At 58.9% G+C, this 13,616-nt stretch carries 11 protein-coding genes; 7 read left to right on the top strand and 4 right to left on the bottom strand.

What is annotated here, in order from left to right; genetic code table 11:
* Nucleotides 1-6: 6 nt before the first annotated feature.
* The 3 genes from ACL2XN_RS23540 to ACL2XN_RS23530 are packed head-to-tail and all read right to left on the bottom strand — an operon-like array spanning nt 7 to nt 2,353.
* Nucleotides 7-810, bottom strand: coding sequence for an ABC transporter permease (locus tag ACL2XN_RS23540; protein ID WP_410013840.1), 804 nt, complete (start codon nt 808-810; stop codon nt 7-9).
* The gene (locus ACL2XN_RS23535; RefSeq protein WP_413729581.1) at nt 794-1,582 is read right to left on the bottom strand and encodes an ABC transporter ATP-binding protein; all 789 of its coding nucleotides are present in this window, start codon (nt 1,580-1,582) and stop codon (nt 794-796) included. Before ACL2XN_RS23535 ends, ACL2XN_RS23540 begins: the two co-directional genes overlap by 17 nt.
* 60 nt (nt 1,583-1,642) lie before the next feature.
* Nucleotides 1,643-2,353, bottom strand: a complete 711-nt coding sequence (locus ACL2XN_RS23530) for a M24 family metallopeptidase (RefSeq protein WP_410013838.1) — start codon at nt 2,351-2,353, stop codon at nt 1,643-1,645.
* A 339-nt stretch (nt 2,354-2,692) separates the two neighbouring features.
* Here ACL2XN_RS23530 and ACL2XN_RS23525 point away from each other — a divergent pair, with 339 nt between their 5' ends.
* The 7 genes from ACL2XN_RS23525 to ACL2XN_RS23495 all read left to right on the top strand — a co-directional run bounded on the left by ACL2XN_RS23525 (nt 2,693) and on the right by ACL2XN_RS23495 (nt 11,355).
* On the top strand, nt 2,693-3,463 hold the full coding sequence (locus ACL2XN_RS23525; protein WP_410013837.1) for a glutamine amidotransferase: 771 nt from the start codon (nt 2,693-2,695) through the stop codon (nt 3,461-3,463).
* A 52-nt stretch (nt 3,464-3,515) separates the two neighbouring features.
* The gene (locus ACL2XN_RS23520) at nt 3,516-4,394 is read left to right on the top strand and encodes a nitrilase family protein (protein WP_413729580.1); all 879 of its coding nucleotides are present in this window, start codon (nt 3,516-3,518) and stop codon (nt 4,392-4,394) included.
* Between the two features lie 249 nt (nt 4,395-4,643).
* Nucleotides 4,644-6,173 (top strand): sodium:solute symporter family protein, encoded by a 1,530-nt coding sequence (locus ACL2XN_RS23515; protein WP_410013835.1) that lies wholly within the window; start codon nt 4,644-4,646, stop codon nt 6,171-6,173.
* A 10-nt stretch (nt 6,174-6,183) separates the two neighbouring features.
* Nucleotides 6,184-6,957 carry a glucosamine-6-phosphate deaminase gene (locus ACL2XN_RS23510; protein WP_413729579.1) on the top strand — a complete coding sequence of 258 codons (774 nt, stop codon included), beginning with the start codon at nt 6,184-6,186 and terminating at the stop codon, nt 6,955-6,957.
* Entirely contained in the window at nt 6,950-8,107 is a 1,158-nt protein-coding gene (locus ACL2XN_RS23505) for an N-acetylglucosamine-6-phosphate deacetylase (RefSeq protein WP_410013833.1), read from the top strand. The genes ACL2XN_RS23510 and ACL2XN_RS23505 overlap by 8 nt, the downstream gene beginning before the upstream one ends.
* Before the next feature lie 72 nt (nt 8,108-8,179).
* Nucleotides 8,180-9,316 (top strand): ROK family protein, encoded by a 1,137-nt coding sequence (locus tag ACL2XN_RS23500; protein WP_413729578.1) that lies wholly within the window; start codon nt 8,180-8,182, stop codon nt 9,314-9,316.
* 242 nt (nt 9,317-9,558) lie between these two features.
* The gene (locus ACL2XN_RS23495; protein WP_413729577.1) at nt 9,559-11,355 is read left to right on the top strand and encodes a hypothetical protein; all 1,797 of its coding nucleotides are present in this window, start codon (nt 9,559-9,561) and stop codon (nt 11,353-11,355) included.
* Between the two features lie 47 nt (nt 11,356-11,402).
* On the opposite strand, the gene ACL2XN_RS23490 is transcribed toward ACL2XN_RS23495, so the two are convergent.
* Complete coding sequence (locus ACL2XN_RS23490) at nt 11,403-13,559, bottom strand: putative bifunctional diguanylate cyclase/phosphodiesterase (protein ID WP_413729576.1); 2,157 nt, start codon at nt 13,557-13,559, stop codon at nt 11,403-11,405.
* Nucleotides 13,560-13,616: the final 57 nt, after the last annotated feature.

Here is a 13,616-nt window from a genome sequence, read left to right as displayed (position 1 = left end):
ATTAAACTAACGGCGCCAGTAGCGCCGCGACCAGCGCCTGGCGGTCGACGAGGAGCGCCACGGCGTAACCAGATATTCCAGCAGGATAACCAGCAGAAAGCTCAAGACCCCCAGCAAGGCCAGAAAACCGATGGCGGAAAACGTGCCGGCGGTATTAAGCCTTGAGTTAGCCTGCAGCAGATAAGCGCCCAGGCCGCCGCTGGTGGACGCGGTCCACTCGCCGATAACCGCCCCGGTGACGCTGAAGGTGGCGGACAGCTTCAGGGCGGAAAACAGCGGCGTATAGGTGGCCGGCAGCTTAACGTAGCGGAAGATGCTCAGGCGGGAACCGCCCATGGACCGTACCAGATTAAGCATATCCTTATCCACGGAGTTCAGCCCGTCGAGCACGTTGACCACCACCGGAAAAAAAACCACCAGCGCCACAATCACCAGTTTCGGCGCCAGGCCGAAGCCCAGCCAGATCGTCAGCGCGGCGGAAATCGCGATAACCGGCACCGCCTGGCTGGCGATCAAAATTGGATACAGCACGCTTTTCACGCCGGGGATCGCATCCATCAGCACGGCAAAGACGAATCCGGCGCCGGCGCCCAGGACAAACCCCAGCAAAAAGGTGGTGAAGGTGGCCTGGAACCCGATCCAGAGCACCGACCAGTCCGATAAGGCGTGCTGCCAGGTGAGCTGCGGCGAGGGCAGGACATACGCGGGAATCTGATAATAACGCACCGCCGTGTCCCAGACCGCCAGCACCAGCAGCAGTGCCACGAGCGGGCCGCCCAGCGGCAATAACAGCTTACGGATGTTGATCATGGATAAGCGCTTCCTGTGCCGGTTGTTCAGTGTAAATCAGATCCAGGATGTGTTGTTTCAACTGGGTGAATGCGGGGCTGGTAAGGCAGGACAGCGGACGCGGACGCGGGATATCCACGCTGAAAATCTGCTGGACACGGCCGGGACGGGGCGTCATCACCACGACCCGGTCCGCCATAAAAATCGCCTCGTCGATATCATGGGTAACAAACACCACGGTGCGGTGCTGCTCCGCCCAGACCGTCAGCAGCCATTGCTGCATCGCCAGGCGGGTCTGGGAATCCAGCGCGCCGAACGGCTCGTCGAGCAGCATCACGTCATGCCGCATCGCCAGGGTGCGCATCAGCGCCACCCGCTGGCGCATGCCGCCGGACAACGCCGCCGGATAGTGATTGATGAATTCGCCCAGGCCATAGCGCTCCGCCAGGGCCACCCCCGCCGCGCGCTGCTCCCGCGTCGCGCCTCCTTTAAGGATGGCGCCCAAGACGATATTGTCGATAACCGTCATCCAGGGCAGCAGCAGGTCTTTTTGCAGCATATAGCCGACATGGCCGCTGCGGCCGGTAACATCGTCGCCGTCTATCAGGATCTTACCGCTGTCAGGTGTCAGTACGCCGGACACCAGATTGAACAACGTGCTTTTACCGCAGCCGGACGGGCCGACCACGCAGACAAACTCGCCCGCGCGTACGTCCAGATCGGTGGGCGCCAGGGCGGTCATCGCGCCGAAGCGCCGCGTAACCTGTTGAATCGATAACTTGGGAACTGTCATGACGTTGCCTCTGGGCTATCCCTTCGCGGATAGCGCACTATAGAATCTGTTCGGTTTCCGTTACAAAACCTCGCATCGCTCACGGCCGAACCAGACCACGTCCTCGACCTTGACCGCTACGTCGCCGCGCCGGGCAAAGGGTTCCACAGCCCAGGCTCCCCACATGGGCGTGTCGTTGCCGGCATCGATAAAACCCAGGGTATAGGCGGCGCCGGCCGTCAGGGAATGGCCAATATTACCCAGCAAATCCAGCAGGATAAAGCCTTCCCGCGTCAGGCGTTGGTGACTCAGGCCGAACAGCTCTGCGGCCGGCATGCCGGGCCGGCATAACGCCAGGGTATCGCGGTGGATATGTTCCAGCGCCCGCAGCGCGTCCACCGCCTCGGGATAATCGCCTACGACGCGACAGCGGGTGCAGTCGCCCCAGAAGCCCTCGGCGGTAATGGGATGCACATCCACCATCAGTACGTCGCGCGCCGCCGCGGCCTGCGCGCCCGGTCCCTGGGTCGGGAAACAGACTTTGGCGTTCTCGCCCAGGCCGACGTTGGTAATGGTCCAGATGCCCGCCGCGCCCTGATCGCGCAGATAGGCATGTATGGTTTCCTCCACGGCGGACTCCGATACGCCCGGCCGGACCGCGGCCAGGCCCGCCTGGGCGGCCGCTTTCGCCAAAAGTTGCGCCTGGCGCAGCCCGGCCGGGGCCTCAAGGGCGATATCCGGCCCGGGACGATAGGTCCAGAGGGGTTTCATCGGCGGTGGCGATAAAGGCATGATAGCGGCATCCTGTTAGCAAACATGACCGGCATGGAAATATGGCGGCGTCGGGGGAACATGGCAATATCCGGGCGTGGATCCCCGGTGCACTGATTATAGCCTCCCGTGTTCATCATCAATACACCGGCGGGAGAATGATCAATGTTTAGCGATTCAATCCATATTGAAACGGTTCAATCTTTATATGTCAATATCGTTTTATAAATAAATTTATGCTTGATATAACATGATAAAAATGACAATTTTATTAATTGAAACGGTTCAACTTCTCTTAAATGCTGCGCTAAAAAGGGGCGGGCCGCACAAAAATGATCCATGCCTGTGGAGGGTAATAACATGAGTCGGAAACAGATATTATTAGTGGGAGAGACATGGGTGTCGTCAGCGACCCATTTCAAGGGATTTGATCAGTTCGGCAGCGTCACCTTTCATTCGGGCGCCAAGGCGATCATCGCGGCGCTGGCCGGTACGGAATTTGCCCTGACCCATATGCCGGCGCACGTGGCGGTGGAGGAATTCCCTTTTACCGGGCAAGAGCTTAGCCGTTATGACGCCATCCTGCTGTCGGATATCGGCGCCAACTCGCTGCTGCTGCATCCGGATGTCTGGCTGCACGGTAAAACGGTGGCCAATCGTCTTGACGTACTGCGCGACTGGACTGCCGCCGGCGGTGCCCTGGCCATGTTCGGCGGCTACCTGAGCTTCCAGGGCATCGACGGCAAGGCGCGCTGGCACCGCACCGCCGTGGAGCAGGCGCTGCCGGTGGAATGCCTGCCTTATGACGACCGCATCGAGGTGCCGCAGGGGTTCCGTCCGGTTATCGACCCGCGAAAGCAGGGACATGCGCTATTTAACAATATTACCGGCGATTGGCCGCTGCTGCTGGGCGCCAACGAGGTGGTGCCCAAGGACGGCAGCGATGTGTTGGCGCGCCTGCCGGATGAGCTGGGCGGACACCCGCTGCTGGTGACCGGTGCCCACGGGCGCGGGCGCACGCTGGTCTGGACCTCGGATATCAGCCCCCATTGGCTGCCGCAGAATTTTATCGACTGGCCCGGTTATAAACAGCTGTTGCTCAACATGCTGGGCTGGCTGACCACCCGTTAATCCGCCGATTAGCAGGGATCCTCGTTACCGACATTATCCTCCGGAGGCCGCCATGGCGCCTAAACCGAATGAAGCCTTAGTCACCGTAGCCTGCTTGCAAATGGAGCCGGTTTTTGGCGAGACCGCGCGCAACGTCAACACCTCCATCGCCATGATCGAACAGGCGGCGGCGCGGGGGGCGAATCTGATGGTGTTGCCCGAGCTGTGCAATACCGGCTATGTGTTCGCCACCCGCGACGAAGCCTTCGCGCTGGGAGAAGCGCTGCCAGACGGCCCTTCCTGCCGCGCCTGGATCGACTGCGCCCGCAGGCTGGGGGTGTATATTGTCGCCGGCATCACCGAGCGCGAGGGCGAACTGCTGTATAACGCCGCCGCTATCATCGGGCCGGAAGGGTTTATCGGCCGCTACCGCAAAGTGCATCTGTGGGGGGATGAAGCTATTTATTTCGCGCCGGGCAACCTAGGTTTCCCGGTATTCAAAACCCGCATCGGCACCCTGGGGTGCCATATCTGTTATGACTGCTGGTTTCCGGAAAGCTTCCGCCTGGCGGCATTGCAGGGTGCCGAGATTGTCTGCGTCCCCACCAATTGGGTGCCGATCCCGGGCCAGGATCCCAACCGCGAGGCCATGGCCAATATCATCTGCATGGCGGCGGCGCATACCAATTCGGTATTTGTAGCGGCGGCGGATCGGGTAGGCGTGGAACGCCATCAGCCTTTTATCGGCCAGAGCCTGATTGTCGGCTATACCGGCTGGCCGGTGGCGGGACCGGCCAGCGCCACGGATACCGATATCATCATGGCGACCATTAACCTGGCCGATGCCAAACGTCATCGCAACTGGAACGCCTTTAACCAGGTGCTGCGCGACCGCCGCACCGATGTGTATGATCAGATGCTCGGAACGTCCCATCAACCGGGCAATTTTTAGCCGCGGCGGCGGGTCATATCAAAGTCCTATGGCCCGCCTCCTACGCCGGCAGATAAATGTGATATAACTCTCTTTCGGGCTTCTCAAGCTATGCTAACGTCAATTAGTCATTATTTAGGATTAATTTAGCTATCAATGAGAAGATTCCAAATAAAAATTTAATCAATTAGTCCTAATTAAGGATTATATGTCGCGCTGGGCGGTCACGCTGCCTCGTTGCGCTAACCCCACCCGCTACCGGAGTGAGCTATGAACGGAACAGATTATGTGGTCATGGCGCTGTATGCGCTGATGATTGTGGCGATCACGCTTTGGGCCATGCGCAAAGTGGGCAGCACCAAGGACTTTTTTGCCGCCGGCGGTAAAATGCCCTGGTGGCTTTCCGGCATTTCACATCATATGTCGGGTTATAGCGCGGCGGTGTTCGTGGCTTACGCCGCGGTGGCCTACAGCTATGGCATCACCATTTATTTCTGGTGGGCGCTGCCCATTTCCATTGCGGTGTTTATCGGCTCGTTTATTTTCGCCCCGCGCTGGGCGCGGCTGCGCATCCATATGCATATCGAATCGCCGATGGAATATCTCGCCACGCGCTACAATGTGCCGACGCAACAGCTGCTGGCCTGGAGCGGCGTGCTGCTGAAAACCTTTGATGTCGGCGCCAAGTGGGCGGCCATCGCCATTATCATTAATGTCTTCACCGGGCTCGCGCCGGTATACGGCATCGCGATATCCGGCGCATTATGCCTGTTTTATACCGTGATGGGCGGGTTATGGGCCGATGCCTGCAACGACTTCGGCCAGTTTATCGTGCAGTTTATCGCGGCCATCGTGATGGTGGTGGCGGTGGCGGCCCATCTGGGCGGCGCGCACGAACTGCTCACCGTCTGGAACCAATTGCCGCCGGCCCATACCGATATTATCCGCGAGCCCTACACGCTCGGCTTTATGCTGGCCTATTTTGTCATCTATACCCTCAGCTACAACGGCGGCACCTGGAACCTGGCGCAGCGGTTTATCGCCTCGCCGCGCGGGCGGGACGCGCACAAGGCCGCCCTGCTGTCCTCGGTGTTGTACCTGGTATGGCCGCTGGTGCTGTTTTATCCCATGTGGGCGGCGCCGGTACTGTTCCCCCATATCGCCGATCCGACGCAATCCTACTCCATCATGGCGATGCAGCTCTTACCCAACGGCCTGATAGGTCTGGTGCTGGTGGCGATGTTTACCCATACCCTGTCGATGACCTCATCGGACTCCAACGCCATTACCGCCGTGGTCACGCGCGATATCCTGCCGGTTTTGTTTCCGCGCCGGTTCGGCAACGGCCAATCTTCCCTGGTGGTGGCGCGGGTAACCGTGGTGCTGTTTATCCTGACCACCCTGCTTATCGCGGTTAACGCCAGCCGGTTCGGCGGCGTGCTGACCCTGCTTATCGTCTGGTTCGGCGGCCTGGTCGGCCCCATCTCGATCCCCATGCTGCTCGGCCTGCTGCCCTGGTTCAGAAAATGCGGCCCGACGGCGGCCATCGCCTCATGGGCGGCCGGGGTGGCGGCATTTTTCGCGGTAAAATTCGTCGTGCCGGGCATGAGCACCACGCAAATCGTCGCCATCCCGGTCTTCACCTCGTTGATTGTCTATACGCTGGCGGGGATGTTGCGGCGTAGTCCGGTCAGCCCGCAGGTGGACATTCTGCTGGCCGCGTTAAACCAGGATCAGGGCACGGCGCAGGCTGCCGAACCCATCCACAACCTGCGTAAACCCGAATCCGGCCAAAACTAAGGAGCTTGGTATGTCATTGCCGCTACTGAACCGTCGGTGCGAGAATTTATCCGTCCAGGTGTTTGCCGATCGCCGGCAAATGGGACGCCACGCCGGCGAGGCCGCCGCCGCCTGCCTGCGTAACCGCCTGAGCGCCCAGGATAACGTCAGGATTATTTTTGCCGCCGCCCCTTCGCAAAATGAGTTCCTGGCCACCCTGGCGGCGGCCGGGGATATAGACTGGTCGCGGGTGACGGCGTTTCATATGGATGAATATATCGGCCTGCCCGCCGATTCACCGCAGCGCTTTAGCCACTATCTTAAGCGGCATCTGTTCGATATCGTCCGCCCCGGGCAAGTCCATCTGATCCCGACGGGCGACGCAGGCCGCGTGTGCCGCGAATATGCCGCGCTGATTAGCCGCGCGCCGGTGGATATGGTTTGCCTGGGGGTGGGAGAAAACGGCCATCTGGCGTTTAACGATCCGCCGGTGGCGGATTTTCACGATCCCGCCGTCATGAAAGTGGTGGCGCTGGACCCGGTCTGCCGCCAGCAGCAGGTCAACGACGGCTGCTTCGGCGAGATAAACGCGGTTCCCACCCACGCGCTGACCCTGACCATTCCCACCCTGATGGCGGCATCGCGCCTGTTTTGCATGGTGCCGGGCAGCAGCAAACGCGCGGCGGTGCGCGCCATGCTGGCGTTGCCGGTAACCACCGCCTGCCCCGCCACCGTTCTGCGTACCCACCCCGCTTGTTCACTGTTTACCGACGTAGACGCGTATGGAGAGCTAACGCATGGATAAGGTTTGTATCCGCGGCAGGGATTACCGGGAGTTAACCAGCATCGAGATCCACGCCGCCGGCGGGCTGATCCGTGAAATACGGCCGCTGCCGCAGGATGATAGCCTGCCCATCCTGGCGCCCGGTTTGGTGGATTTGCAGGTCAACGGTTATGCGGGGGTTGATTTTAACCGTTGCCCGATTGATGAACAGGCGGTACTGGAGGTCACCCGGGAATTATGGCGACAGGGCGTCACCACCTTCCTGCCCACGGTCATCACCAACGGCGATGAACAGATCGCCGGGATGGCGGCGGCGATTGCCAATGCCCGCCGGCGCTTTGCCCCGGTCGGGCAAAGCGTGGCCGGAATCCATCTGGAGGGGCCGTTTCTTTCTCCCGAGGACGGACCACGCGGCGCGCATGACAAACGTTTTGTCAAAGCACCGGACTGGACGCTGTTTCAACGCTTCCAGCGCGCGGCGCAGGGCGATATACGCCTGCTGACCCTGTCGCCCGAATGGCCGCAGGCCCCGGCATTTATCCGCCGCTGCGCGCAAGCCGGGGTGGTGGTCGCCTTAGGTCATACCGCCGCCGACGCGTTACAGATAGACGCGGCGGTCGAGGCCGGCGCCACGCTGTCCACCCATTTGGGCAACGGGGCGCATTTGCTGCTGCCGCGCCACCCCAACTATATCTGGGAGCAACTGGCGCAGGACCGGCTGTGGTGCGCCATGATTGGCGACGGCGAACATTTGCCGGCGTCGGTCATGAAGGTTTTTATGCGCGTCAAAGGTGAACGCGGCATCCTGGTGAGCGACGCCACCAGCCTGGCCGGCATGCCGCCCGGACGCTACCGGCTGCATATCGGCGGCGAGGTGATCCTGAGCGACACGGGGCGCCTGGCGATGGCCGATAACCCGCGGTTGCTGGCGGGATCGGCGCGCTCATTACTGTACGGGGTGAATAATCTGCTCCGCCTGGGCCTGGCCACGCGCCGCGAGGCGTGGGAGATGGCGTCGGTACGTCCCTCGGCGCTGCTTAACCTGCCGACGCGGCATGGTCTGGCGGTTGGCGCCCCGCTGGACGCAGTGGCGCTTGACGAAGACCGGCGCGGCGGATTGTCCGTGCTGGCCGTTTATCAGCGGGGAGAATGCGTCTGGCGGGATGAATAGGTTTTTCCGGGCATCAATGGTTATGCCATAATGCCCGCTGATATTCAGCCGGAGGTTAGGGTAAGCCAGCCTATGAAAGAGCCAGGAAAAGGACCCGCGCTGCTGCGCCAGTACAATGAAAAGCATGTCCTGTCTTTCTTGCGGCAACAGCGCGTCAGCTCGCGCCTGGATATTGCCCGCGCGCTGTCATTAAGCAAAAATACCATTTCGCTGATCGTGGATGATTTTATCGCCCGGGGCTACGTTGCCGAACTGGGCGTGGCCCAATCCAACGCCATCGGCCGCCCCAAAATCCATATTGCGCTGCTGCCGGATAAAATGAAGGCGGCGGGCATTATGGTCGAGCGCCAGCAATTGCACTGGGCGGTCTATGACTATTTTTCCGAGGTCATCGAGCAGCAAACGCTGGCTATCGATACCGTCGCCCCCGGCCCGGTATTGGCGGAAATCACGCGCGTCGTCCAATGGATGCACCGGCGTTATCCCGAACTTATCGGCATCGGCGTGGGCTTTCCCGGTATTATCGATCCGCTTGCCGGCGTGATGCACGTATCGTCGCATCTGGGCTGGCAACAGGTCGACCTCCTGGCGACCCTGGGCGAAACCGTGCCGATACCGGTCGGCGTGATGAATATCGTCAAGGCGGCGGCGCTGGTATCGCGCCAGCAAGGCACCCGGCAGCCGGGAGCCGAACCCAGTTTTTACCTGCGGATCGCCGAGGGCATCGGCGGCGCGCTGCTGACCGAACAGGGCGTTTATTATGGCGGCAGCTGGACCGCGGGCGAAGTCGGGCACCTGAACGTCGCCGCCGACGGGCCGCTTTGCACCTGCGGACAACGCGGCTGCCTGGAATCGTTAATCGCACTCAGGGCCATCAACGCGCAGCTGGATCAGCTGCAGCCGGGGCTGCAGTGGGCCAATCGCGCGGCGGCGCCGCAGATAGTGGAACAGGTTATCGGCCGGGCGGGCGAATTGCTCGGCAAGGCGCTCAGCCAGATTATCCATCTGGTCAACCCGCGCACCCTGCTTATCGACTGCGCCTATAATGCCTCGTCGCTGTTTACCGAACAGGTATTGGCCACGGCGCGCCGTACCACCCTCTCTTTTGCCTACGGCCATACGCAAATCCGCTTTCTCTCCCATAGCTATGACCCGGCCCAGGGACTGGCGCTGGCCATGATCCAACGCTTCGAGCGCATTAATTTGTAGCGGCGGTACGCGCCGCCGCAAAGCAACACCGGATTAACCGCCGGTGCGGCAAGGCAACGGGTTTAATGTTCATTGTTAATTGGTATAGCTTCAGTTATTTAAGATGCGGCAGTCAATATAATGGGGATGTATCAATTTTGTGATAGACCGGTACTTTAATAATCCCCAAAAATAATTAGCATATACTATTTATCAAATAAATAGCTGATGCGTTTTAATCGCTACAAAAGGTGGGATTCTTGATGAATGAAATACCCTCGTCCATTGGTTTTATTGGTGTCGTTAAACATCAGGATATCGAAGTATATAATAAAGCCAACGCCGGGCGGTCATTACTTAAAAAAAAGACGCCATGGAAAATACACTATTCACGCAAAGAGCTGCCAGCCCTTATCCCTATCCGTAAAAACGGCAGGCCGGCCACAGCCAGAGCGGAAAACGATTCTCAAGTCAATCGCCCCCCCGTCAAAAGGCATAGGATTAAAGGCAATACCTTCTCTGGCGGACTGGTGGCGATTAACAATCGCCAACCGCCAGATTCAGGCGCTCCGCCTCGCTATTGTCCTGCCGATAGCGCTCTGCGCGCAGGGCGTACCCTCCCTATAACTCCGCTGCAAACAAAAAACCAGGAGGATATCTGGCCGGTTAAGCAGGAATTAGAAACGATAAAAGAAAAATTAGCCAAGGAGATTTTACGCAATGGCCAATTACGCAGACTGATTCAGCTAGCAGATGAGGCGCAGGCACACAGACAAGAACATCATCTGCACGCCAGTGAGATTACGTCAGCACATTCCGCCACGCCTCATCAATGCCAGATATGCGCGCTTTGGGCTACCTACCATCAATTACTGACCGCAATGGAAACCGCAAAGGCGCAATCGGGCGTGCTTAACCTAGATCAGGACGGCCAACGCCAAAATAGCGACACCGTTCTTTTAACACTCGCATCCGTACTGCATCACCTCATCAGAGAAGACAGCGATAAACTGCTCGACGTTATCCGTTCCCTTGCCGGGGTTCGCATTGCGGGCCTACCTGACTCGCAGGAAACGGCAAACAAAACTGCAACCCGCCCCAGTCCGGATGTTGCAGCGCATCTCTATGAGGTCCTCACCATTAGCCCGTCATATCTGGAAAAAACATGGCAGATAAAAGACCATATCATTAAGCTGCTCGAAGAATTAAATAAGACGCTGGCGCAAAATACCGGTCTTCGCCGGCTAATGGGGAAGTCCCCGTTGACCGCCCACGCTGATGGCCACGTGCATACATTCACTCTCCAGGATGCCGATATGCAACATCCCGACAAATGCAATATTTGCGTGTTCTGGACGCATTACAATAATTTTTTCCAAGGATTGAAGCGCAATCCACAGCCTTGCACTTCCGCGACAGAATATCATGACCGCCATCGCGATTTAAACTCTGGGGTTTTTAAATTAACCCATACCCTGTTATCAATGCTGAAAAAGGATAATGATACCCTGCTCGACAGTCTGGCGCATCATGCGATAACCGCCGACAACCCAGGTGACCCGCCCATGAAAAACATTTCATGGGAGGACATTACAGCAGCCTTAACTATCGACCCGAAAGTGGTGATGGCCGGAAGCGACATGCCGCGCATTAACCCTGCTTTAGGCAAAATGCTGAATATAGAATCACAGATAAACCGTATAAAATCCGAATTCGCCGATATGCTGTCGCTCGATTTCCGGCTGCGCCAGCAGTTGGCGCAACATTCAGGTCCTGGAACACCCGCCATGCATTTTCATGTCAACGCATCAGAGACAATAGACTACAACACCGCTCATCAATGCTATTTTTGCCGGCTTTGCACGCTTTACAACCGTGAACTGTACCCTCCATCCCGGCCGGACACGCGGTTACATGCGCATAGCAGCGGAAATCCCCCCACCGGTCTCGACAATCATTGGCGGATTTTCAGCTTAACGCACTTACTGCTGACGCATCTGAAAAACGATACCCAGACCCTGCAAGACAGCCTGCCTTATTATCGAGATATAAAGGCTTAACGTCCTTATGCCCTGCGCCAGCAAACACGCGCGCTTTTGACGTCACCTCAGCGCACCAGTCCCAGGCGTTCGGCGAAATCATCGGCCGGCATCGGTTTGCCGAACAGAAAACCCTGCGCTTCCAGGCAGCCTTTTTTCTTCAGGCGTTCGCATTGTTCAAGCGTTTCCACGCCCTCGGCGATCACCTCCAGCTTAAAGCTGCTGCCCAGGTACAGGATAGCGCGGACGATGGCGGCGTCGGGGGGAGAATCCACCATGGCGCGCACAAAGGTTTGGTCCACCTTCAGGCGGGTCACCGGGTAATGTTTCAGCATGCTCAGAGAAGCATAGCCGGTGCCGTAGTCGTCAAAAGCGATGCCGACGCCGTACGCGCGCAGTTCCCTTAGCGGCTTCAGCATATGTTCATCGTGGCGCAGGATGATATTTTCCGTAATTTCCAATTCCAGCGCCTGCGGGGGTAAGCCGGTTTCCTGCAGGATGGCGCGTACCTGTTGCGCCAGCGTGCCGGTCCTGAACTGGGCGCTGAACAGATTCACGCCCATGCGAAACTCGGTTACGCCCCGATCGCGCCAGGCCGCCGCCTGGCGGCAGGCGGTCCTGATCACCCATTCTCCGACGCGCTCGGCCCAGGGACCGGACTCCAGCGCCGGAATAAATACCGCCGGACCCAGCAACCCCTTCTCCGGATGGCGCCAGCGCAGCAGGGCTTCCGCGCCGACGATGGCGTTATCGGCCAGCCTCACCTGCGGCTGGTAAAACAGTTCGAATTCATCCCGATCGTATGCCCTGCCCAGTTCCCCCTGGTAAGAGCGCTTGGCCTGTGATAATTCACGCAGCTCCCGGGTAAAAAAACGGCGGCAGTGGCGGCCGTCGGCCTTGGCCTGGTAAAGCGCCAAATCGGCGCTGGTCAGCAGTTCCTGGATGGTCAGACCGTGGACGGGATACAGCACAATGCCGACGCTGGCGCCGATATTGACCGGCTGGCCGTCGATGGTGACAATCTTGTTGATTTCATCAATGATATGATCGGCGATTTCCGCCGCCCTCTTGGCATCGGACAGTCCGGGAAGCAACAGGGCGAATTCGTCGCCGCCCATACGCGCGACCACGTCGCCCGAGCGCACGCAGTTTTGCAGCTTGAAACCCACGTCCACCAGCACCGCGTCCCCGCCCGCATGGCCCAGGTTATCGTTAACGTCCTTAAAGCCGTCCAGGTCCACCAGCATGATGATGGCGGCGTCCTCGTCCCTAAGGGTTTGCTCAAGACATAAGCCCAGCAGGGTACGGTTGGCCAGCCCGGTAAGGTGATCCATATGCGCCAGTTGGAACAAGCGCTCTTCGTTGCGGCGCCGTTCGGTGATATCGCGCAGGATGGCGCCAAAGGTGACGCGATCGTGGTCCACCCACGAAGACGCGGACAGTTCCACCGGGATCCAGACGCCGTCGGCGGAGCGCACTTTCAGTTCCAGGGTGCTGCCGCGCTGTGTGCCGTCGCCGGCGCCGGCCAGGCGCTGCAGACGGCCGACCAGGCCGTCCGGCACCAGCACGCTGACGTTGCATCCGATAATCTGTTCGCTGCTATACCCCAACAGTTTGCCCGCCGCCGCGTTCCAAAAGGTGATGATGCCTTTATCGTCGGCGCAGACAATGGCGTCGGGGGACGTATGGGCAATATTTTCGAAACGAAACTGGCTGGCGTTGCGCGCGCGTTCCAGACGGCGCATTTCCAGCCGGTCCATAACCAGCGCGGCCAGGTCGTGCATATTTTGCCTATCGCCCGCGCTCAGCCCCGGCCGGGGCACGCGGTCGATAATACACAGCGTGCCGAGGGCGACCCCATCCTGATTGCGTAACGGAATACCGGCGTAAAAACGGATAAAAGGCTCCCCGGTCACCAGAGGATTATCCCGGAACTGCGGATCCTTATGGGTATCCGGAATCACCATGATATCGTGCCGGCGAATGACGTGGGCGCAAAACGAGATATCGCGCGGCGTTTCGCAGGAGGCGATGCCGATACTGGCGGCAAACAGCTGGCGTTCGGCTTCGATCAGCGAAATGAGCACAACAGGCACTTTAAAAATATTGGCGGTAAGGTGTACTAACCGGTTAAAGCCTATTTCCGATAATGTGGAATGGATGCCATATTCTTCCAGCACGGCAAGACGCTTTTCCTCTTCCCTATCCGACGGCGAATCATTCATGTGTGCCTCTGCGAATCACGTCAAAAATAATAATTAAAAAATAAATTATTTCATGCA

Origin of the sequence: Sodalis sp. RH22, from assembly GCF_047324165.1 — a bacterium.
Taxonomy (GTDB): Bacteria; Pseudomonadota; Gammaproteobacteria; order Enterobacterales; family Enterobacteriaceae; genus Acerihabitans.
The sequence above is the reverse complement of the archived record's forward strand: the minus strand, read 5'-3'. Positions and strand labels throughout refer to the sequence as shown.